The sequence below is a fragment of the Hominisplanchenecus murintestinalis genome (assembly GCF_943193015.1).
Lineage (GTDB): Bacteria > Bacillota > Clostridia > Lachnospirales > Lachnospiraceae > Hominisplanchenecus_A > Hominisplanchenecus_A murintestinalis.
In genome coordinates this window covers 53500-75141 of record NZ_CALPCM010000008.1, presented here as the reverse complement: position 1 = coordinate 75141, position 21642 = coordinate 53500, and the positions used below count along the sequence as shown (strand labels likewise).

20 protein-coding genes are annotated in these 21642 nt (G+C 42.9%); 17 read left to right on the top strand and 3 right to left on the bottom strand.

Annotated elements, in window-relative coordinates; translation table 11 throughout:
• Nucleotides 1-5 precede the first annotated feature (5 nt).
• Complete coding sequence (locus NFR99_RS05080) at nt 6-923, top strand: ketopantoate reductase family protein (protein WP_251353042.1); 918 nt, start codon at nt 6-8, stop codon at nt 921-923.
• Here the strand turns inward: NFR99_RS05080 and NFR99_RS05075 are convergent.
• Nucleotides 890-2182 carry a glutamate-5-semialdehyde dehydrogenase gene (locus tag NFR99_RS05075; protein ID WP_251353033.1) on the bottom strand — a complete coding sequence of 431 codons (1293 nt, stop codon included), beginning with the start codon at nt 2180-2182 and terminating at the stop codon, nt 890-892. The two genes, NFR99_RS05080 and NFR99_RS05075, sit on opposite strands and share 34 nt — an antisense overlap.
• Before the next feature lie 491 nt (nt 2183-2673).
• Here NFR99_RS05075 and NFR99_RS05070 point away from each other — a divergent pair, with 491 nt between their 5' ends.
• The 6 genes from NFR99_RS05070 (at nt 2674) to NFR99_RS05045 (ending at nt 7817) form a co-directional block, all read left to right on the top strand.
• Nucleotides 2674-3840: a Wadjet anti-phage system protein JetD domain-containing protein gene (locus NFR99_RS05070; RefSeq protein WP_251353031.1), complete on the top strand. Its 1167-nt coding sequence runs from the start codon at nt 2674-2676 to the stop codon at nt 3838-3840.
• A 170-nt stretch (nt 3841-4010) separates the two neighbouring features.
• Nucleotides 4011-4580, top strand: coding sequence for an HDIG domain-containing metalloprotein (locus tag NFR99_RS05065; protein WP_251353029.1), 570 nt, complete (start codon nt 4011-4013; stop codon nt 4578-4580).
• Nucleotides 4581-4877: 297 nt separating this feature from the next.
• Nucleotides 4878-5075: a hypothetical protein gene (locus tag NFR99_RS05060; protein WP_251353027.1), complete on the top strand. Its 198-nt coding sequence runs from the start codon at nt 4878-4880 to the stop codon at nt 5073-5075.
• Nucleotides 5076-5158: 83 nt separating this feature from the next.
• The gene (locus NFR99_RS05055; RefSeq protein WP_251353025.1) at nt 5159-5926 is read left to right on the top strand and encodes an ATP-binding protein; all 768 of its coding nucleotides are present in this window, start codon (nt 5159-5161) and stop codon (nt 5924-5926) included.
• Nucleotides 5927-6021: 95 nt separating this feature from the next.
• The gene (locus NFR99_RS05050; protein WP_251353023.1) at nt 6022-7194 is read left to right on the top strand and encodes a hypothetical protein; all 1173 of its coding nucleotides are present in this window, start codon (nt 6022-6024) and stop codon (nt 7192-7194) included.
• A gap of 8 nt (nt 7195-7202) precedes the next feature.
• Nucleotides 7203-7817: a sugar O-acetyltransferase gene (locus tag NFR99_RS05045; RefSeq protein WP_251353021.1), complete on the top strand. Its 615-nt coding sequence runs from the start codon at nt 7203-7205 to the stop codon at nt 7815-7817.
• Between the two features lie 165 nt (nt 7818-7982).
• On the opposite strand, the gene NFR99_RS05040 is transcribed toward NFR99_RS05045, so the two are convergent.
• Together NFR99_RS05040 and NFR99_RS05035 are read right to left on the bottom strand one after the other, a co-directional pair.
• Nucleotides 7983-10718, bottom strand: coding sequence for a hypothetical protein (locus NFR99_RS05040; protein ID WP_251353019.1), 2736 nt, complete (start codon nt 10716-10718; stop codon nt 7983-7985).
• Between the two features lie 256 nt (nt 10719-10974).
• A complete protein-coding gene (locus NFR99_RS05035; protein ID WP_251353017.1) occupies nt 10975-11898 on the bottom strand; it encodes a tyrosine-type recombinase/integrase in 924 nt (307 codons plus the stop codon).
• Between the two features lie 474 nt (nt 11899-12372).
• Between NFR99_RS05035 and NFR99_RS05030 the strand changes: the two genes are divergently transcribed.
• The 10 genes from NFR99_RS05030 (at nt 12373) to ftsH (ending at nt 21466) form a co-directional block, all read left to right on the top strand.
• Nucleotides 12373-13854, top strand: a complete 1482-nt coding sequence (locus NFR99_RS05030; RefSeq protein WP_251353015.1) for an NADase-type glycan-binding domain-containing protein — start codon at nt 12373-12375, stop codon at nt 13852-13854.
• Nucleotides 13855-14186: 332 nt separating this feature from the next.
• The gene (locus NFR99_RS05025) at nt 14187-14465 is read left to right on the top strand and encodes an HU family DNA-binding protein (protein WP_120480778.1); all 279 of its coding nucleotides are present in this window, start codon (nt 14187-14189) and stop codon (nt 14463-14465) included.
• Between the two features lie 167 nt (nt 14466-14632).
• Nucleotides 14633-14872, top strand: a complete 240-nt coding sequence (locus tag NFR99_RS05020; RefSeq protein ID WP_120480777.1) for an RNA-binding S4 domain-containing protein — start codon at nt 14633-14635, stop codon at nt 14870-14872.
• Between the two features lie 63 nt (nt 14873-14935).
• The gene (gene yabP, locus NFR99_RS05015; protein ID WP_120480776.1) at nt 14936-15214 is read left to right on the top strand and encodes a sporulation protein YabP; all 279 of its coding nucleotides are present in this window, start codon (nt 14936-14938) and stop codon (nt 15212-15214) included.
• A gap of 3 nt (nt 15215-15217) precedes the next feature.
• Entirely contained in the window at nt 15218-15679 is a 462-nt protein-coding gene (gene yabQ / locus NFR99_RS05010; protein WP_120480775.1) for a spore cortex biosynthesis protein YabQ, read from the top strand.
• A 13-nt stretch (nt 15680-15692) separates the two neighbouring features.
• A complete protein-coding gene (locus NFR99_RS05005) occupies nt 15693-15995 on the top strand; it encodes an FtsB family cell division protein (protein WP_120480774.1) in 303 nt (100 codons plus the stop codon).
• A gap of 151 nt (nt 15996-16146) precedes the next feature.
• Nucleotides 16147-17622 carry a SpoIIE family protein phosphatase gene (locus NFR99_RS05000; protein WP_120480773.1) on the top strand — a complete coding sequence of 492 codons (1476 nt, stop codon included), beginning with the start codon at nt 16147-16149 and terminating at the stop codon, nt 17620-17622.
• 83 nt (nt 17623-17705) lie between these two features.
• Complete coding sequence (gene tilS / locus NFR99_RS04995; RefSeq protein WP_251353013.1) at nt 17706-19085, top strand: tRNA lysidine(34) synthetase TilS; 1380 nt, start codon at nt 17706-17708, stop codon at nt 19083-19085.
• Nucleotides 19075-19596, top strand: a complete 522-nt coding sequence (gene hpt, locus NFR99_RS04990; RefSeq protein WP_120480771.1) for a hypoxanthine phosphoribosyltransferase — start codon at nt 19075-19077, stop codon at nt 19594-19596. The genes tilS and hpt overlap by 11 nt, the downstream gene beginning before the upstream one ends.
• A 49-nt stretch (nt 19597-19645) precedes the next feature.
• Entirely contained in the window at nt 19646-21466 is a 1821-nt protein-coding gene (gene ftsH / locus NFR99_RS04985; protein WP_120480770.1) for an ATP-dependent zinc metalloprotease FtsH, read from the top strand.
• The last annotated feature ends 176 nt before the right edge of the window (nt 21467-21642 follow it).

Here is a 21642-nt window from a genome sequence, read left to right as displayed (position 1 = left end):
AAAGGATGATGAAAGAAAGATTAAAATACCTGATTATTGGAGCGGGGGCTACAGGGGGCTGCATTGCTACGTTTTTAAAGGGATCGGGGAAGGATGTGACGTTGATTGCGAGGGGAAAGGCGTTAGAGGCGATCCGGAAGAACGGCTTGCGGATTCGGAAAGGGGCTGAGGAGCGGCGCATTTTTGTGGAGGTTTTAGCGGAGGAAGAATATGGGGAGAAAGCGGATATTATTTTTCAGTGTGTAAAGGGCTATTCACTGGAAGAGACGTATCCGCTGATAAAGAAAGCATCAGATGGAAATACGGTGGTGATTCCGATTCTGAATGTTTATGGAACCGGAGAGAGGATGGCGCGGGAACTTCCGGGAATCCAGGTACTGAACGGATGCATTTACATTGCGGCATCTGTGGAAGAGCCGGGAACTATAAGGATGGGGAGCGATATTTTCCGTATTGTCTATGGCAGTGTGGATGGGAAAAAAGATCATCCTATGCTGCTTCAGGTTGAGAAGGATTTACGGGAAGCGGGCATCACCCCGGTATATACGGAGCAGATACGGCGGGATACGCTGCAGAAATATGCCATGGTGTCTCCGATGGCGGCTGTGGGGGCATTTTATGACGTCAGCGCAGGACAGATGCAGAAGCCGGGAGAGATACGGGAGCGCTATAAGGCGTGTATCCGTGAGATTGACAGTTTAGCAAATGCTATGGGAATTCCGTTTCCGGCAGACGTGGTGCAGACAAATCTGGATATTTTGGACAATATGGCGCCCGAATGCACCGCCTCGATGCAAAGGGATTTGAAAAGAGGCGGCGACTCAGAAATAGATGGCCTGATTTTTGAAGTAGTTCGTATGGGACAGCGGTATGGAGTTCCGGTGCCGAATTATGAAGAGATTGCGTCTAAATTTTTAAAATGAAAACTCTTTTTTCCGGAAGCATAATCGCCTACAATCTGCCCGCTTCCAAACAGTTTGTATTTGTAGGTGACAAGCCCCTCCAGTCCCACCGGGCCTCTGGCGTGGATTTTTCCGGTGCTGATGCCGACCTCTGCGCCGAATCCATAGCGGAAGCCGTCGGCGAAACGGGTAGAACAGTTCTGATATACTCCGGCGGAATCTGTGAGCTGCATGAATTTCAAGGCATTTTCCTGATTTTCCGTAAGGATGCAGTCGGTGTGGTGGGAGCCGAACCGGTTAATATGAGCAACGGCTTCCTCCAGGCTGTCCACCAGTTTCACAGAAAGAACCAGGTCTAAATATTCAGTGTCAAATTCCTCTTCGCCCATCACTTCACAGGAAATGATATCGGCAGCTTCTTTTGTGCCCCGCAGCTTTACACCTGCGCCTGTCAAGGCTTTTGCGGCAGCGGGAAGGAAGTCTCCGGCGATTCTGCGGTGTACCAGCAATGTCTCAACAGCATTGCAGGCGGCGGTGTACTGGGTCTTGGCGTCTACGAGAATCGGGATCGCCTTTTCCAAATCGCAGAATTCATCAGCGTAAATGTGGCAGACTCCGTCCGCGTGTCCCATTACAGGAATTTTTGTGTTGTTCATGATATACTGTACGAACTGGTTAGAGCCTCGGGGAATCAGCAAGTCTACACAGTCATGGCAGGAGAGAAGCTCGTCAATCTCATTGTGCTGCTCTGCCTGGAGCATGCAGCCTTTCGGAAGTCCGGATGCAGTAACGGCTTTATAAATAAGGTTAAAAAGAACTTTGTTTGTACGGGAAGTTTCTTTTCCACCCTTGAGTACCGCGCAGTTTCCGCTCTTGATACACAGGGCGGAAATCTGTACCAGCGCATCCGGCCTGGCTTCAAAAATAATGCCAATAACGCCGATGGGGCAGGTCACACGCTGCAGCGTCAGTCCCTCGTCCAGTTCCCGGCAGAGCTGAACCTGGGAGAGCGGGTCAGGGAGTCGGATTAAGTCAGCGATTCCTTCGATAACATCTGTCAGCTTCTTTTCATCAAATTTCAGACGCTTCATCACGGCAGGGGCGACGCCGGATTCTTTGGCGGCGTCCATGTCCGCCCGGTTTGCGGCAAAGATTTCTTCCCGGTTTGCAGTCAGGGCGGCAGCCGCGTCTGCCAATGCCTGGTTCCGTATTTCAAGAGAGAGGGCGGCCATAGCGGAGCTGTCCTCCTTCATTTTTCTTACTTCATTCCTGATATCCATAAGAGCTCCTTTCTGGCGGCAGCCACGCTGCCGGTGCGGGTTTGTGATAGACGTATTGTATCATATCAGAAGCGTTTTGCCAAACGCCAGGTTATGCAGGCGGCGGAATTTATACTTCAGTAAATCCAAAGACCGAACTGTAAAATAAATTTTGCTGCGTTTTATACAGCTGTGTGTTTGCAGGGCGGAGCGTATGAGAGTGGTTTAACGAATTTATGTATTGCGGAAGCACGGAGAACACTGTTATAATCGGAGAAAAAGCGATGTCGTAAAAATGCCGGAGGATTTTATGCTTACAAGGGAACAGAATATATTTTTGGCAAAGAAAACATTTGCAGAGCTGGTATATAACACAGCATACATCGAGGGGGCAATGTCACATTTCCACAGACGCAGATAATTATAGACGGGGTGGTTATAAAATTTTATGTTAATCACTAAAAAACTGTTTGAGAAAATGTATAAAAACGTTAGAACTGTGAGAGCAAGAGATGGAAAAAAGCCTGATTGAATGGATTTTGGAACAGAATAATAAGAGCAGTAAGGGACGCCTGGGAGAGCTTACGGGGAATAAATCCCTGAAGGATTTCCCGGATAACAGCAAGACAAGGGAAGAAGCAAAACGGCTGGAAGGGCAGAAGCTGCTGAAAGTAGACTGGTACGATGAAAAGAGCGTGATGAAGAAAATTTCCTACCGGGCGGAGGATTTGGAAACCTTTTACCGTATGGCAGGGCAGACGCCGCCTTGGCGCGTGCTGGAAGAATACAAAAAGCAGCTGCAGGCATTACTTCCGACGCTGAAAAAGGAGTGGATTCGGCAGTACTGTGAAGAAGAGCTGGTGGGGCAGCTGGAAAAGGGGAATATTCCCAAGAATCTTCAAAAAGAGCATTTCATGGACTGCCTGAGAGGGCTGGATGCGCTGGAGGAGCCTGGGTATAAGCGTCTGTTCAGTATCAGATACCTCTCGGATTCGAAAGAGTTTGAAAAGGAACTACAGCGTGTTATAGTTACGATCGCAAGAAACTATTGCCCGGATGTGACGGAGGGAATGGAGGATTCGGCGGTACTGTCCCAGATTTATCTTGAGGAATATTCGCAGGAACTTTGGATAAAAGGAAGCTTGCGGCTGAAACTGGAAAGACGGGAACAGGATTGCGGAGGGTTCGTGTATGGAGTAGCATTAAACAGCCAGACGCTGAAGAATGCAGAGATTTTGCCGGATCAGAAAATCACAAAAGTTATTACCGTGGAAAATAAGGCGAACTTTGAGAGTATGAAATATGAGGAAGGAACTCTTATTGTTTTCACGCACGGTTTTCTGGCTCCGGGCGAGCGGGAATTTTTGCGAAAACTGGTGAAGGCGCTGCCGGAGGGAACAAGGTATTACCATACCGGAGATTTAGATTTGGGCGGCGTGCGCATTTTCCACGATATCCGCACAAAAGTTATGCCAGAGCTGGAACCCCTGCAAATGGATGCAGATACGTTCCGCCATTATAAGAAGCTGGGTTTCGGCGAGAAAATCGAAAAGCAGGAGTATTGGGAAAAACTGCGAAAGGTTGCTGAACCCCGCCTTCAGGGGTTGATTGATGAAATATTAAAGGAAAGATGGGTCATAGAGCAGGAGAGCTTTCTGGCAGCGGGAGCACATAGGTGATAAGACTTTACTGATTCCTGTGTTCACAGTAACTGGCGAATAAAGAAATTGAAAAACAGGCGGCTTTGGATTATGATAATCTGGAGCTGTTTGGTTGTAGCAGAACGGATTGGCTGAGCTGTTACGCCTGTTTTTGAAAAAAGAGATATTTATCAGAGGAGGAATTTGCGATGGACAGAGAGATAGCGGTAATGTTATTGAAAAAGTATAACCAGGAGGAGTTTCATTTGCGCCATGCCGTGACTGTAGAGGCAGTTATGCGGTATTTTGCTGAGAGAAGAGGGGAAGATGTGGAGTTCTGGGGGCTTGCGGGGCTTCTTCATGATGTGGATTTTGAGAAATATCCGGAAGAGCATTGTGTAAAAGCGCCGGAGCTTCTGGCAGAGATTGACGCGCCGGAAGAGCTGGTTCACGCCGTGTGCAGCCACGGCTATGGTATCGTATCAGACGTGAAACCGGAAAAAGAGATGGAGAAAATACTGTTTGCGACAGACGAACTGACAGGGCTGATTGGCGCGGCCGCCCTGATGCGCCCGTCGAAAAGCACAAAAGACATGGAGCTGAAAAGCCTGAAAAAGAAATTTAAAGACAAGCGCTTTGCGGCAGGCTGTTCCCGAGATATCATACGCCAGGGGGCGGAACAGCTTGGATGGGAACTCGACGAACTGCTCGGCAGGACATTGGAGGCGATGCAGGAAAAGGAAGATGAGATAGAGAAGGCGTTTGGGGAGATTTATTGACTTTTTCTGGATAAAAGGTATACGTGTAGCAAATCATGATTTGTAAAATCGTGATTTGGTACATGGAGGGGAATAAAATTCATCACTTCATTTTGATTTGAATAGAAGTGGTGGATTTTATTTTTTGGGAGGAAACAAAAAAATATGTAAAAAAGTAATGATTTTTTGAAAAGTATGTGATATAATTTGACAAGAAATAATTTTAAGTTACACACAAGAAATCTTTAGAAGAGAAAAGATATGTTATGAGAGTAAAGTAGTATAAAATGTACAAATGTTTAAAATAAGGTAATGCATATGAGAGATATGGACACTAAGCATTTGGAAATACATTCAGAAAATTTTGATGAAATTGTAGAGGACATAAAGCAGAGAAACCTTTCAAGAAACAGAATGCCAAAGCTTATTATTGGAACGGGGCTGTCTATCGCGTATGGAATTCCTGGAATGAGTGCGAATACTCTTGGGAACGAAACGGGAGAGAAGCATAAATAAGGGGATAAGAGAGGTCAGGAAAAAACGAAAAAAGTCAGTACTATGATAAACTGGCAAATCTGGTTACCCGGTTAAAGGCCAAAGTGGATGATAATAAATATGGATTTGTGTTTAACGAGAAAGATACGGCAACTGCCGATTATCTTAATCGGTTTGCCGACAGAATTATGGGAAATGTCAGGCACGGGATAAAAGTCATAGACTTGTCTGAAGTACCCTCGGACATGTTTACCATTATAATCGGGATAGTTACGCGGCTGATATATGATATTCAGTTTTGGATAACCCCGGCAAAAGGCCAGGTAAGACACCCTTTGGTTCTGGTGTGCGATGAAGCCCATATCTACATGTCAAACGATATGTCCAAGATGAAAGCAGTAGAAAAAAGAGCGTTTGAAATTTTTGAAAAGATCGCAAAGGAGGGAAGGAAATATGGGATAGGACTTTTTATTGTATCTCAGAGCCCAGCCGAACTAAACACTACGATTATGTCCCAGTGCAATAATCTCATAAGTCTTAAAGTAACAAACGACAGAGATAAATCAGCAATGGCAGTGATGCTGACAGATTCCCTTGTTGGAATTGTAGAAATGCTGCCAAATCCGGACGTAGGCGAGTGTGTAGTCGTCGGTGACGCAATCATGTTACCCTCCAAAATTATTTTGGATAAACCGAAAGAAAAACCTAAAAGCGGGACGATTAATTTTGGGGATCGATGGTATGATGCGGAAGGGACTGCTTTTGATATTGATGCGGAGGCGGGGAATTTGATAAGGCAGGGGAGGGGGGAGCTAGAGAATATGATAGATAATCCACTGTTATCCGTCAGACTTTTGATTAATAGACTATGACAAAAGACATAATATTATTTGTTATTATGACGACCAAAACATTTAATAATTGTGATTATTTTACATTTTGCTATTACAATTGAGGGGGAGGATATATGCTTCAACTAATATTAAATCCTGTAGAAAATCTTCCATTTTTGTTTGATATAAAAATTTCCGATGAATTAAAAGGTTTATATGTATCCGATAAATTAAAAACTGAAAAAATAGTTCAAAACTCAAAAATTGGATTTTCAGGCAGAGAAATTACAAATTTAGAAATTCGGAATATTTACCAAAGCTGGAGTGAAAGACTAAATGTAAAACATCTTTCAATGAGACTTCTTTCTGGACTCCATGCCCATATTATATTGTTTATGGGATTGGGAAAGATTGGTGATACTATACTTCTTTTACCCGAATGTGCAGGAGGGCATTATGCCACAAAGCAAATATTAGAACGTTTAGGATATCATGTCATTGAAATGATTCCTGATATGAACAATTATTGTGTAGATGTTGTAAAAACCAAAGAATTGATAACACAAACAAAACCAAATTTAATTTTTGTAGATAGAAGTGAAGGACTTTACTATGAAGACTTCACTGAACTTATATCTGACGTACCGCCATCATGTGGAACCATATTTGATGCTTCCCAGTACTTGACTAATATATTAGAAAAAGATTTTATTTCTCCTTTTGATATGGGTTTCGATATAATGATGTCCACATTACATAAAAATTTTCCAGGTCCACAGAAAGCATTAGTTTGCAGCAGAGATGACAACCCATATTGGGATTGTATAGAAACCTCAATGTCAAACTATGTTTCAAATCTTCATGCTGAAAACATTATTTTGGCTGGCGAAATCTTGAAAAAGGAAAAAATACTTAAAAAGTATTCCTTTTTATTGTTATATAACAGTAAGCTTTTAGAACGTAACTTATTAAAGCTTCAATTACCAGTGGTTCCCCGCATCGAAGAAAAAGAGCAAACACACCATTTATGGTTGACTTTTTCTAATAACGAAAATGCATATCAATTTTATAAAAAACTCGAATTATGTGGATTATTGGTAAATTATAGGAAACTTCCATACAACTTAGGAATGGGAATACGCATGGGTACATCAGCCGCAACTTTACAAGGAATTAATCCTGATAATATTCAAGAACTTTCTTTGTTGATTGCAGATATTTATTTTGCTAAAGATATTGATTCAACGTTAATAGATAAAGTACAATTTTTTATAAACGGATTAATTCCGCTCACACGAACAGAATGAGGATATATATGAATCAAAAAGAACGGATGTTAGGGGGATATCCCTACCAAGCTGATGACAAATTACTTTCTAGAGAAAGAATTAGAGTTCGGAAACTAATAAAAAAGTACAATGCTTCTTCACCTTCAGAAATTAGAAAAAGAACAAATTTGTTACATAAAATATTAGGAAAACAAGGGGAAAAATGCGTTATACATCCTCCATTTTATTGTGATTATGGTTATAACATTGAGGTTGGAGAAAATTTTTTTGCGAACTATAATTGCATTCTGTTGGATATAAACAAAATAACTATTGGAAAAAATGTTATGTTAGCTCCAAGTGTAATTGTAACTACTGCGGGTCATCCGATACATTCTGAAGCAAGGAACTCGGGATGGGAATATGGAAAACCAATTAAAATCGGAAATAATGTCTGGATTGGAACAAATGTTGTCATTAATCCAGGAGTTTCTATAGGAAATAATGTTGTCATTGGATCAGGTAGCATTGTAATACAAGATATTCCAGATAATGTTGTCTGTGTTGGAAATCCCGCAAAAATTATTAAAAGAATTACAGAGGATGATAAACAATTTTACTATAAAAAAGAAAAATTTGATGTAAACTGGTGGGATAAATGAACTTTACAGTTCATTTATATTCCAGGTAGCGTATTTAATTTGTGTCTATGGCTTTTTGCCTTATTCCAGAGGCTGGGTGTGGGCAGCACCCACTAAGCCTTGTAAATGCTGGAAATTAGGAGGAATAAAATTTCAAAAACACAAAACCAATTACACCCTCTTATTCTACTGTGGAACAATTGGGTAAAAGGTAAAAATGATTCTAACATTCTCTGGGCTAAGTTTATAATTATATTTTTCAATGTACTTTATTATTTTGAGTTCTCGATTATATTTCCTTTCCTGTGCCTTCCTTTTTATGTTTTTGATTTTTTTTTCAAACTTTTGTATAGATATTTTTTTTATAAAAAATGAAAATAACACTGAATACAAATTCAATCGTAATTGTGCATATTGATTTCCTGAGTCCGGATTTGCCAATTCTTCATACTTTTGAGCTAATTCTAATTTCTGCTGTATTGTGTTCTTGAGTTCCTCATATTGGTCATTGCCATAAGATTCAATAATGGCAGGTGAACTTAACTGAATTAAAGACATTTTCAATTTAAAGGTTTCCGCATATGCTTGATATTCCAGTATATTTTCTCTAGTTGCAAATGCCATGTAATCCTCATAAAAACGCTCACATTCAGAAAAATTTCCATCATCAACCAACACAAGTTTAATATTGTACATATGATATTTTACAAATATAGCTGTCTTGTCTCCTATTTTATCAAACATTTCTATAGCTTTTAAATAAATACTGATAGTTTCTTTTGCAATCACTCTAAAATCAAATGTTTTCGAGTGCTCAATTTCAAGACGATTTTCAAATAGAAAATTATATTTTTCTAAGTCTAAACCTATTTTTTCAAATGCTAAGGAAAACAATATATCTTGTCCTAACATCAACCCAACTGCAAATTTTATATAATATGCTTCAAATTCTTCCAGCTTATTTTTTAGTATTCTGAATATCTTACTATTACTACCTATAAACAGTTTTAGTTTTTCCGGTTGAAAAATTCCTTCTAAAAAATATAATCGGAATAAATCAAAATACAGACGCCTCATTAAATGTAGTCCATCATAAGGGAAATCAGCAATTATAGTTTCTATTTCTTCTTGAAGATCACATGCTAAATTAAATAATTTTTGAAAATCAAAAATACCATGGTGCATATTAACATGTATTTCCCAATAATTACTTAAACTTTTTATATACAAATCATTAGAATTTAGTGCAGATTGTTTTATTTCAGGATATTTATTAATACTCTTATGATCAATCTGTACTAATTTATAGAATGCATCAGCATTCTGTTCAAGGTCCAGATAAAGAAAATAGAATTTTCTTGCTTCCTGTAACTTGCCACATCTATCACATAAAATACCAATCTCTTTATAATATTTAGTAATATCACAAACATTTTGTTCAAAAAGAAACTGCATTTCTGAATATAAATTTATGAAATTTACATTAGTTACAACATAACCAAATATTTTTTTTGCTTTAATAATATCTTGCGCCATCATACAATATAATAAATTTAAAATAGAGTTATTATCAGAGGCAAATAACTTTGATAGGTGACGAAAAAATTCAAGGTACCGTGCATTGTAATGTATTTCTTTTATACTTACTTTAAAATAAAATTTTGCTATCCGCTCATGAAAATAAAAATCTTCAAGAGAATTAGGATAATTTGTTATAAATCCTATTTTAGTTAATTCGTTCATGAGTCTCCTGCATTTTGTTTCTGATATCTGCGGAAGACATTTTACTAATATTCTAAAATTAAAACCACCAGTAAATAGGCTACATGCAATGATTGCTTGAAGCTCAGAACTTATTGTACATATTGTATTATTTTGTCCTAAAAATGACTGTATTTCTGGAAGCAAATTAAATACATCTAAATCTTTTTTCCAATATAATATATATAGATGAATTACTATTTCTGAATATTCAACCACCTGTTCTAAAGGGAAAAAGTTCTGGCAAAACATCATAAATTGTTCTTCTTGACGAACTATAAAATCATGAGGTTCCAGTGGAGCCAACGCATATTCAGTACCATTTTCCATAATGATTGTTTTAAGTTCATTTACTCTATCATTTTCTGATAAAAATTCTTCTGGATGGCGTAATAGTATAATTATAGCAAATGCATGATTATGTAATACTATCTTTTCCAATATACTAAGGCAGGTTCTTCCTGAAAGCTTATGCAAATTATCAAGAATTATCAGATAATTACTAAATCTTTCCACTTCATATTCTTTTATTAGTTTTTCTAAAGACATATCTGATTTACTTAAATCGAAATAAACAATATTACCATCTAGCTTTTGAAAAAGTTGGTTGTATTCTGCCTTTGAAATTAGATCTATTAGCAAATTTAAAATAGTTGTTGTCTTTCCACTGTATGAACTACCTTCAATCCAATATACACGCTTTTGAGACAACGTTGTATTACTTAATGAATTTAAAATATCATTCACCACAAATTGCTGTGTTTGTATAGTTTCTCTGTTATGAAAATAAAATAAATTGACTATATTTGAGATACAATTTTTTAATACTCTGGGAATGTATATATTTTTATATATATAAGTACATATATTATATGTCTTTCTCTTAATCCATCTGGAATTTTTAGAATTTCTCCTTATCAAATAACAGATTCCTGTTAATAATGATGGAATTGCAGTAACAATGAGTCCTGAAAGGATATCTTCTTGAAATGATGATAAAATAATATTGCGACCATTTAAAAGAAATATAATATTATTTTTGAAAAGAGGAAGTAAAACAAATGTCATTCCTATCAAAGTAAGTAGAAGCAGCGTATAACAATGTCCTAATATCCAGTCTAATATAGGCTTAAAGAAAAGCACGCGATATTTTTTTCTCATGATATTTTCCCCTACATAATTAATTTAACGGTAATTATAGTTAGACAAATAATTATATTATCTATTACCTCTTCTATGAAATCCAACAAACAACCATAAATCACCCATCCGATGTTATCCATTCTGACGGATAACAGTGGATTATCTATTAGATATCAAAGCAGGAAACTTGATATTATCTGGTAATGCCGATGAATTAGTAAATAAAAAGCATCCCTCTAAATCGTCCAGATTTAGAGGGATATTCCTTGCACATCTATTCTATATGAAAATCCTTCCGCGGATGCTTCCTCGTCAATATATCCCGCTGCTTAGACATCGCCACATGTGTATATATCTCCGTCACATTGATGGAGCTATGCCCCAGGATTTCCTGTATATATCGTATATCTACGTCCGCTTCTAAAAGGCTTGTGGCGAAGGTGTGCCGGAACATGTGTGGGGTAATATGCATGTCTATGGCGGCGAGGGCGGTGTATTTGTTTATCATCCGGCGGACGGACTGGTCGGAGAGTTCTCTGCCGTTCTGGTTTGCGAAGAAGTGGCCGCAGTTTTGGATTTCGGTGTTAAAATCGTTTTTGTATTTTTCGAGGATGTTGGCGACGGCGTCGCTTCCGATCTGGACTTTGCGCTCTTTGGAACCTTTTCCGTAAATTAAGATGATTCTGTCGTACAGGTTTACGGCATTGACGCTCAGGGAGCAGAGTTCGGAGATGCGGATTCCGGTTGCGAAGAGCAGCTCTATGACTGCGGCGTCCCGCAGTGCGTTTCTTTTCTGGTAATTTGTTTTTGCGTCTGATAGTTGCTTATATATAGTAGCTAAAAAGGTTTCGACAATATGTAGGGGGATGGTTTTAGGAAGAAGAGAAGGTTCCCGGAATTTTATTTGCATTTTGTTGAAGGGATTTCGTTGAATCAGTTCTTTATATTCGCAGTAGTGGAAGAGGGCTTTTAAGGAGGCTATCTTCCTTTTTACTGTTTTGGGCTTGTATTTTTGATGAAGCTCCCGGATGAAATCTTCCAGTAATCCGGTGGTAATTTCCGGAAGATTGACTGACGGGAGGTGGTTATAAAATTGGGCCAGGTCAATCCGATAGGCTTTTAGTGTTTTCACATCCAGCCTTTTTTGATGCTGGCAATATTCCAGGTAGTTTTTTATGCATGTGTGCAGGTCATTCATGATAAGTCTCCTTGTACATATGTTTGGGTTGTATAATGCAATAAATGCTGGCTGAATTGTAGCACATCTTTAATGGAAATCGTATAAAAATTTGGGGAGCGCTTTATAATGATTTTCAGAGGGCTGTTTATGTTAGAGCCTGTTTGAAAATTCATTCCTGCCATCTGCATGCCCCACTTTGTGTGATATCTGCGCCAAACTCATGTTACATAGCTTGTTATGTGCCCTTCATTTGGCACAAATCTCCCACAAATTGTGTCGCGTATCTGACAGAAAGCAATTTTCAGACACGCACTAGGGGAAAAGAAATTGTTTTATTTATGAAGAGGGGGGCAAAAAACAGAGAAACTATATAAAGATAAAAAATCCTTGTTTGCGGTCTTACAGGATGGTAAAATACAATAGTAAAATGTTCGGGGAATGTTATTGGATATATGGAAGGGTATGAACGATGTGTAAGAAGGGAGAATTCGAATGAAGTGTACAAATTGCGGAAGTGAGCTGCCGGAAGGCGCTGTTTTCTGCGGCGAATGCGGGATGAAAGTGGCGGGGCAGGAGAATGATCTGCCGTCGGAATGTTCCAGGGAGGATGCAGAGGAAATAGCAGATGCAGCGATGAAAAGAACTATGCCGCGTGTATATAAGACAGCGATTGCCGCAACAATATGCGCAGCAATAGGAATCGTGGGATTTGCGGTTAATCTGCTGTATTTTTCTGATGCAGATGAAGCAGGAAAAGTATCGGAGAGTACACATAAGGAAACGGAACAGACAGGGCGTACAGATACGGAGGATTCTGAGGCGGAAGATAAAAAGAACAACGGCGGAAAGGAAGCACCGCGCCAGGTTTCGGAGATAGATAAACGCTATCAGAAAGTGAAAGAGGCGGTTTCGTCGGGCGTGTATGAGAGGATTACTTTCGGAGATGGGATTTCTGCCTATTATGAGGATGAGGAATTGAAGCTCACGGGGGTTTCAGAGGATGTAGACGGCGTTTTGTATGACTGCTTTTATTACTATGAGGACGAGCAGCTGTTTTACGCGCATTATGCGGGGGAGGATGAGTACAAATTTTATTTTGAAGGGGACAAGCTGATCTGGCAGAGCCATGATGCTGATACGGGAACGGCGAAAAGCGGTGACGAAAAGGACGCAGATAAGGACGAAGCGTCTGCTGAGAAAGGAAAGAAGGTGCTTTCGGCAGGACGTTCCTATATGATAGATAAAAAGCTTGCTTTGCGGCTGGCCGGCAGCGTGGGAGAAACAAATGCCGCGTCGGGAATAGGCGCCGGGGAAACGGATCATATGCCGGGGACAGGCATCGGAGATATGGACTCTATGTCGGAAACAGGTGATGAAAATGCGGGCTCTATGTGGGAGACGGACAGTGAAGGGCCGGATTCCATGTCAGAAACAGACGCCGGCGATAGGGATTCTATGTGGGGAACGGAAAGCGGAAATATGGATTCTATACCGGAAACGGATGCTGTGCCGGGGACAACGGGGATGGAATCGTATCTGCCGGGCATCTACATGGGGGATGTTACAGAAGTTTCAGCCAGTTCTTCATTGTTTGAGAATAATATAACATATGAGGCAGGGTTTATGACGGACGGCGACGCCAGTACGGCTTGGATAGAAGGAGCGTCGGCACAGGATGCCGGGGAATCTGTGACACTGCGTTTTAATAGTTCTTACAAAGTGACAGGGTTTAACATCCATGCAGGATACCATGAGAGCAAGAGTATTTACCGTAAATATTCCCGCCCAAAGAGGATTTATGTGGAATTTTCCGATGGTTCCGGTGAAAGCTTTGTACTGAAGGATAAGTTTAAGGAGCAGAATATACAGCTGCCTCATCCTGTAGATACGCAATATGTGACGATTACGGTTGAATCTGTTTATCCGGGCAGCGAGTTTGAGAATATGGCAATCTCGGAGATCGAGATGTATTGATGAAAAGTAGCAATTCAGCCCAGGACTTTGCACTTGCTGCAAAGTTCGTGAAATAGCGTTTCGGTTGATGGGCATCAAGCCACCACGAAGTGGTTTTGCATGGCTTGATGCCAGGAACAGGAAGCCGAAGACTGAACTGTTACGATGAAAAGGCAGTTAACAGTGATTTTCAAAAGCGGTTTTAAAAGCATAAAATACCTTGACAAATATGGGATAAAAGCTTATAAATAGACGTAGGGTTCTGTGGCAGGTAAAGCGTACAGAGTTCGAAACCTGGAAGTTTTGTATCGAACAAAATAGGACGAAAAGAGAAATCAGAGGAGGATTATTCCATGAATAGGACAGAATTGATTGCAGCGATGGCAGAGAAAACAGAATTATCAAAGAAAGACGCAGAGAAGGCGCTCAAGGCGTTTACAGATGTAGTTGCTGAGGAGCTGAAGAAAGGCGAGAAGATTCAGCTGGTTGGCTTCGGAACTTTTGAGGTATCTGAGAGAGCTGCAAGAGAGGGAAGAAACCCGAGAAGCGGCGAGACGATGACGATTGCTGCATCTAAGTCCCCTAAATTCAAAGCAGGAAAAGCTTTAAAGGACTTAGTGAACGAGCAGTAAGATTGGAACAGCGGAAGAACGGAGCTGGCTCAGACCGAATGACAGGTGTGGGACAGCTCCTTTTTGATAGGATCCGGTTTGCAGGCCGGAAGATGTATCAACCGATGATTTTTGGTAACAGTGAAGCCGAAGGCTGAACTGTTACGATTTTTATGGAGGAGAACGAGATGAGACTTGACAAATTTCTGAAAGTGTCCCGCTTGATTAAGCGCAGGACAGTAGCAAATGAAGCCTGTGACGCGGGCCGTGTGTTTTTGAATGAGAAACCCGCCAAAGCTTCGGCAGCGGTAAAGGAAGGCGACGTCCTGGAAATACACTTTGGCACGAAAAGCGTGAAGGTAGAAATCCTGGATGTGCAGGAGACGGTGAAAAAGGACGAGGCAAAAGAACTTTATCGATATCTGTAACATAATTTCCGGCATCCCCTAATATATTTTAGAAAGACAGAAACAGGGCGGCAAGGAGGGGGCATGGAAGAAAAGCAGACGCAAGGAACGCATAAGGTAACGCTTTCCGGAAGGCACAGCGGGACAATTACAGGAGTATCCGATGTGCTCTCTTTTGATGAGCGGGAAATCCTTCTGGAGACGGGAATGGGAATGCTGACGGTGAAAGGCAGAGAGCTGCATATCAGCCGTTTAACGTTGGAAAAGGGAGAGGTTGATATTGACGGCATGGTTGACAGTATGATATATTCTGACAGCCGGAGCCAGAAAAAAGAAAATATGCTTGGGAGGCTGTTCAGATAGCATATGAGCCTGGGAATTCAGAATGAAATCTTTTTTTTCCTGGTCTGCACAGCGGCCGGGGTGCTGCTAATGTTTGGATATGATTTGCTGCGGGCGGTACGCCGGGTGTTTATCCATGAAGAACTGCTGGTTGCCGCAGAGGACTTTTTGTATTGTACGGCTGCAGGAATTATAGCGTTTATGGTGATTTTTATGAGGAACAGCGGCGTTGTGCGGGGATTCTCTCTGTGCGCTATGCTGCTGGGGATGGTCTTGTATCATATGAGCGCCAGCCGATTGGTTTTACGGGGGGTATCCGGGGTTTTACGACTATTTACGACAATTTTCAACAAAACAGTCGGATTCCTGTTTCGCCCGTTAGCGTTTTTTACTAAAAAAATCTATAAAAAAGCCCGAAAAGCATTGAAAAAGAGGATAAAAGGGGTTAAAATGACACTAGTCAAAAGAAGGGGAAGCAATTCATAAGGAAGGTCGTTTTATGAAAAAGAAAAAAGAAGGCAGAAGATGGGGCAACCGCAGTGCCATCCTGTGTATTACCATGGTTGTCGTCCTCCTGCTTGTGAACCTCGCTGTCCAGAGCCATGCGCTGAGGGAGAAGAATGCAGCATATGCAGAGCAGGAGGCCAGGCTGGAAAAGCAGCTTGCGGCTGAGCAGAAGCGCACCGAGGAGATTAATGGACTGGAGGAATATATGAAGACAGACGAGTATATTGAGAAGGTTGCCAGGGACAAGCTGGGGCTGATATACCCGGATGAGATATTGATTAAGCCGGAAAATTAATAAAGATAGAAATAAGGAGAGCGCTGCTGCGCTGCCGTTTGGGCGGTGCAGCGGCGTTTTTTGTCGAAAAGTTTTTTGGAATTGTTATACTGTTTTGACAAAAAACACCTGCCTGTTTCCGTATACTGCTTTTTGTGGGAGGGTACGGAAAATGGGTGAATTTGTAATTGCAGTCCTGATTGTAAGCGTGTTATGGGTAATGTGGGACGTGATTAAGCTGATATTAGGAGAACGCTACAGAGAAGAACAGATTTTAGAGTCGTGTGAGCCGGGACGTGAAAAGATGGAGCGGTATGCAGAGTCTTTCCGGCAGCTTGCAGGGACGTTTCGTAACATGCCCAGCAGGAAGGAAAAGTTTTCGGAAGAGGATATCGAAGAAATTTTCGGAGAGGTACAGAGGAAAGTGTGCAGTTTCTGTCCGGGATGGGATCACTGTTGGGAAAAAAACTGTGCAAGGACATACAGGGAGGCTTATGGGCTCCTGCAGGAGATAGAAGAGCAAGGCACAGGGGAACAGGCGCCTTTTCTGGAAATATGCTCTTGTGGGACAAGCTTCCTGGCGGCTATGAAAGAAAGTTTTCGGGTGGCGAAGCTGAATTTGATGTGGAGTAACCGTCTGCTGGAGAATCGGGAGGCTGTGGCGGAGCAGCTTTATGGGACGGCCGGAATTATGGAGGCAGCGGCAAGCCTTACTTATGAAGTGCGTCCTGTGGATGCAGGGCTGGAGAAGCAGATGGATATCAAGCTGAGGATGCATGGTATCGTGATGCGGGAAATGTGGGATGTCAGGAAAGATGCGGACAGGCTGGAGCTGTTTATCACCATGCGTTCTTCGCGGAAGGGACGCTGCATTTCTACCAGGGAAATTGCAGGCGTGGTTTCTGAGGTATGCAGCCGGAAGATGGTTCCGGAAAAAGATAGCCGCTCGATCATTAATCATGAGTACAGTACAGTGCTTTTCCTGGCAGAGCCGGAGTATATTATGTTGAATGGGGTGGCAAGAGTTACGAAGGACGGGGAGATGGTGTCGGGAGATAGTTTTTCCATGTTCCGGAGGGAAAATGGGCAGATGATTATGAGCCTGTCAGACGGGATGGGGTCGGGAACCTGCGCCTGCCGGGAGAGCGAGACGGTGATTGAACTCCTGGAGCAGTTTTTACATGCGGGATTTTCCAAGGAGACGGCAGTTCATATGATACATTCTACGATGATGCTGCAGAACAGTAACCAGATGTTTTCTACGGTGGATCTGTGTATGGTGGATTTGTATACAGGGGAATGCGAAATGATGAAAATCGGGGCGTCTACCACGTTCCTGAAACGGAAAGACTGGGTGGAATCTGTTTCGTCTACCAGCCTGCCCATTGGTTTTTTGCAGAAACTGGACTATGAGAGTGCGAAAAAGAAGCTGGAGCCGGGAGATTTTGTGATTATGGTATCGGATGGTGTGCTGGATGCGCTGCCCCACCGGAAAGCGGAGGAGATTATACAGGATATTATTTTAGAACAGGATACGAGAAATGCACAGGAAATGGCAAGGGAAATCCTGACCAGGGTATTGCTTTATCAGAAATGCTGTGCGAAAGACGATATGACTGTGCTGGTGGGAGGGCTGTGGCGGAACTGAACTAAAATCCGCAATTTTTGCGCTTGCAATTTTGCGCCTGCTTTTATATAGTATTTCTAAAAGATTATGGGCGGATATGGGAAATGGAAGAAAAAGTATTTGGATATATCAGGAAACACCAGATGATTCAGGAAGGTGACTGCGTTGTGGCAGGCATATCGGGAGGCGCAGATTCGGTATGCCTGCTTTTTCTGTTGGAAGCGCTGCGGGAACGTCTGGGATTTTCCCTGGAGGCAGTGCATGTGGAGCATGGAATCCGGGGGGAGGAGAGTCTTTCGGATGCCGGATTTGCAGAACAGCTCTGCCGCCAAAGGGGGATTACCTTTCACTTATATAGCTGTGATGTGCCCAAAAGGGCTGCGAAGGAGAAGCTGAGCATGGAAGAAGCAGCCAGAAAATGCCGTTATGAAGCGTTTGAAGCGGTATGCGCCGGAAAACAGCAGGCAAAGATTGCGGTAGCCCATAACCGGGACGACCAGGCAGAAACGATTCTCTGGAATCTGGCGCGCGGTTCGGGGCTTCGGGGGATGTGCGGGATTCGCCCGGTAAATGGGAAAGTCATCCGTCCTCTGCTGGAGATTTCCAGGGAAGAAATTGAGAGGTATCTGCAAGAGAGGGGACAGGGATTTTGTACGGACAGCACGAACCTGTCGGATAATTATACAAGGAACAGGCTTCGCAGGAATATCCTGCCGGAGTTGGAGGAGAGTGTAAACAGGCAGTCGCGGATGCATATCGCGCAGGCAGGCGAGAGGATACGGAGGGCGCAGGAGTATCTGGAAGGCTTAGCTGCGCGGAGGGCAGGAGAGCTTTCAGAGTATTGCGGCGAAGAACTTAGGGTTTTGGCAAAAGATTTCTGCCGGGAAGAGGAAGTGATGCAGGAATACATGCTGCGTATCTGGCTGGACAGGCCGGGGGCGGGGATGAAAGACGTAGGCGCTGTCCATTTGGAAGAAATCAAACGGCTGGCAGCCGGGCAGCCGGGACGGCGGATTGAGCTTCCGGGAGGGCGGTGTGTTCGTCGTACGGGACCTTATCTGGCGTTTGGTATGGAAGAAGCGTCAGAGGAGCGCCGGGAAGAAACGCCGCTTGCGGTGCCTGGGGAGTCCAGATGGGGGAAGTACCTTATTATTACCAGCCTGGAGCCGAATAAAAATCAAAATATTCCAGAAAAAAAGTATACGAAATGGCTGGATTATGATACAATAAAAAATACGATTCAATTGCGAAGCCGTAAAAGCGGCGACTATTTTACCGCGGACGGCGGGCACAGGAAACTAAAAAAGTACTTTATAGATGAGAAAGTTTTGAGAGAGGACAGAAACAAGGTACTTCTTCTGGCAGAGGGGAGCCATATCCTTTGGGTTGTGGGATTCAGGATTAGCGAAGTGTGCAAAGTGACGGAACATACGAAAACAATTTTAAAAATACATATTATGGAGGAAGAGGATTATGGAAGATAACATCCGCATATTATTACCTGAGCAGGAAGTCAACGAGAGGATTGCCGAGCTTGGACGGCAGATTAGCGAGGATTATGCAGGAAAGAGCGTACACCTGATCTGTATATTGAAAGGCAGCGTGTTCTTTACGTGTGAGCTGGCGAAACGCATTACCGTTCCGGTGTCGATGGATTTTATGTCTGTGAGCAGTTACGGGGCAGGCACGGAATCCAGCGGCGTGGTGAAGATTAAGAAAGATTTGGATGAACCGCTGGAGGGCAGAGATGTAATCGTGGTGGAGGATATCATTGATTCCGGGAGAACCCTGAGCTATCTGGTAAAGGAGCTGGGGGAGAGAAAGCCTGCAGGTATCCGTTTGTGTACGCTTTTGGATAAGCCGGAACGCCGGGTGACGGATGTAAAAGTAGATTATGTAGGGTTTAATATTCCGGATGAGTTTGTCGTAGGGTATGGGCTGGACTATGCCCAGAAGTACAGAAATCTTCCGTATATCGGAGTTGTAGAAGTGTAGCCGCCCGGACAGGGAAGGCTGCAGAAATGTCAGAAAGGGGACTTATAAATTGAGAAGTACATCAAAAGGAGCGGGGTTCTATCTTTTGATACTGGCGGCGGTATTGTTATTTGTGTTTATTTTCAGAAATGGATTTGAGACACAAGAGAGATATACATACGGCCAGTTTCAGAAGGCAGTAGAAGATAAACAGCTTGCGCGGGTGGATATCCATCCAAATGAGCAGGTTCCGACAGGGCAGCTTCTGCTGTATTTTGCAGACGGGTCAGATATGCAGAAATTGAATGTGGCAGATGTGAAGGAAGTTCAGGAATTGCTGATGAAAAACGGCATACCCAATTATATGCATGGGATTGAGCGTGAGAGTATATTCCTGAGTACGATTCTGCCGATTCTGCTGATGTCTGTTGTATTCATGGTGCTGATGGTGCTTATGAACCGGCAGTCAAACGGCGGGAATAATAAAATGATGAATTTTGGAAGAAGCCGCGCAGTGAAAATCATGCCTGATGAAAAGGGCGTTACCTTTAAAAGCGTGGCAGGACTGGTGGAAGAGAAGGAGGAGCTGGAGGAAATCGTGGATTTCCTGAAGTCTCCGAAAAAATACCTTCAGGTAGGAGCCAGGATTCCGAAAGGGATTCTGCTGGTAGGCCCTCCGGGAACCGGAAAGACGCTTCTGGGAAAGGCAGTAGCCGGGGAGGCGGGAGTTCCGTTTTTCAGTATTTCCGGTTCGGACTTTGTGGAAATGTTTGTGGGCGTGGGCGCATCCCGCGTCAGAGATTTGTTTGCAGATGCCAAGAAGAATGCGCCGTGTATCGTGTTTATCGATGAGATTGATGCGGTGGCAAGACGGCGGGGTACCGGAATGGGCGGCGGCCATGACGAGAGAGAACAGACGCTGAATCAGATGCTGGTAGAGATGGACGGCTTTGGCGTGAATGAGGGAATCATCGTGATGGCGGCTACGAACCGGGTAGATATCCTGGATCCTGCGATTATGCGTCCGGGACGTTTTGACCGCAAGGTTAGTGTCGGAAAGCCTGATGTGAAAGGGAGGAAAGAAATCCTGCAGGTTCATGTGGCCGGAAAACCACTGGGAGATGATGTGGATTTGGAAGAAATCGCACGAACCACGGCGGGATTTACGGGCGCTGATCTGGAAAATCTGATGAATGAGGCGGCTATCCAGGCGGCAAAGGCAGGAAGGGCATATATTATACAGCGTGATATACGGGAGTCCTTTATAAAAGTAGGAATCGGTGCGGAGAAGAAAAGTAAGATTATCTCTGATAAGGAGAAGCGCATTACTGCATATCATGAAGCGGGGCATGCGATACTGTTCCACGTCCTTCCGGATGTAGGACCGGTGCATACGATATCCGTCATTCCTACCGGGATGGGAGCGGCAGGATATACCATGCCGCTGCCGGAAAAAGACAGGATGTTCCGTACAAAAGCGCAGATGCTGCAGGATATTATCGTAGGCTTTGGGGGCAGGGTTGCAGAAGAGCTGGTGATTGGAGATGTAACGACAGGAGCGTCCCAGGATATCAAGCAGTCTACAGAAATCGCCCGGGCAATGGTCACGCAGTATGGCATGTCTGACAAAGTTGGCATGATTCATTATGGAAATGACGGCGAAGAAGTGTTTATCGGGCGGGATTTGGCGCACAGCAGAAGTTATGGCGAGAGCACGCAGGCGCTGATTGACAGTGAAGTGAAGCGTATCGTGGATGAGTCTTATGCAAAGGCGAAAAACTTGATAGAGCAGCATATGGATGTACTGCACAGCTGTGCAGAGCTTTTGATAAAACAGGAAAAGGTTGGAAGAGAAGAGTTTGAAGCGCTGTTTGAGCGGACAGAGGCTTAAAAGTAGGGGAATCGAGAAATGGATTGTGAAAGGTGCATAAAAATATCTGGTGATTTTTGTGAGATTTGTGCACACTTCTTTGGGGAGAGATGCTATAATAATCATCGTAAAAACCCCCAATACATTAATAGTTTTTGCTACACCCCATAAGAGAAATACCTTCTCCAAAAAAAGAC

What these genes read in the sequence shown, in the direction of transcription:
- yabQ (WP_120480775.1), top strand. Translation starts at nt 15,218, where the DNA reads ATGAGCCTGGGAATTCAGAATGAAATCTTTTTTTTCCTGGTCTGCACA.
- hpt (WP_120480771.1), top strand. Translation starts at nt 19,075, where the DNA reads ATGGAAGATAACATCCGCATATTATTACCTGAGCAGGAAGTCAACGAG.
- NFR99_RS05080 (WP_251353042.1), top strand. Translation starts at nt 6, where the DNA reads ATGATGAAAGAAAGATTAAAATACCTGATTATTGGAGCGGGGGCTACA.
- NFR99_RS05025 (WP_120480778.1), top strand. Translation starts at nt 14,187, where the DNA reads ATGAATAGGACAGAATTGATTGCAGCGATGGCAGAGAAAACAGAATTA.
- NFR99_RS05065 (WP_251353029.1), top strand. Translation starts at nt 4,011, where the DNA reads ATGGACAGAGAGATAGCGGTAATGTTATTGAAAAAGTATAACCAGGAG.
- NFR99_RS05040 (WP_251353019.1), bottom strand. Translation starts at nt 10,718, where the DNA reads ATGAGAAAAAAATATCGCGTGCTTTTCTTTAAGCCTATATTAGACTGG.
- NFR99_RS05045 (WP_251353021.1), top strand. Translation starts at nt 7,203, where the DNA reads ATGAATCAAAAAGAACGGATGTTAGGGGGATATCCCTACCAAGCTGAT.
- NFR99_RS05020 (WP_120480777.1), top strand. Translation starts at nt 14,633, where the DNA reads ATGAGACTTGACAAATTTCTGAAAGTGTCCCGCTTGATTAAGCGCAGG.
- tilS (WP_251353013.1), top strand. Translation starts at nt 17,706, where the DNA reads ATGGAAGAAAAAGTATTTGGATATATCAGGAAACACCAGATGATTCAG.
- yabP (WP_120480776.1), top strand. Translation starts at nt 14,936, where the DNA reads ATGGAAGAAAAGCAGACGCAAGGAACGCATAAGGTAACGCTTTCCGGA.
- NFR99_RS05060 (WP_251353027.1), top strand. Translation starts at nt 4,878, where the DNA reads ATGAGAGATATGGACACTAAGCATTTGGAAATACATTCAGAAAATTTT.
- NFR99_RS05070 (WP_251353031.1), top strand. Translation starts at nt 2,674, where the DNA reads ATGGAAAAAAGCCTGATTGAATGGATTTTGGAACAGAATAATAAGAGC.
- NFR99_RS05000 (WP_120480773.1), top strand. Translation starts at nt 16,147, where the DNA reads ATGGGTGAATTTGTAATTGCAGTCCTGATTGTAAGCGTGTTATGGGTA.
- NFR99_RS05035 (WP_251353017.1), bottom strand. Translation starts at nt 11,898, where the DNA reads ATGAATGACCTGCACACATGCATAAAAAACTACCTGGAATATTGCCAG.
- NFR99_RS05030 (WP_251353015.1), top strand. Translation starts at nt 12,373, where the DNA reads ATGAAGTGTACAAATTGCGGAAGTGAGCTGCCGGAAGGCGCTGTTTTC.
- NFR99_RS05050 (WP_251353023.1), top strand. Translation starts at nt 6,022, where the DNA reads ATGCTTCAACTAATATTAAATCCTGTAGAAAATCTTCCATTTTTGTTT.
- NFR99_RS05005 (WP_120480774.1), top strand. Translation starts at nt 15,693, where the DNA reads ATGAAAAAGAAAAAAGAAGGCAGAAGATGGGGCAACCGCAGTGCCATC.
- NFR99_RS05075 (WP_251353033.1), bottom strand. Translation starts at nt 2,182, where the DNA reads ATGGATATCAGGAATGAAGTAAGAAAAATGAAGGAGGACAGCTCCGCT.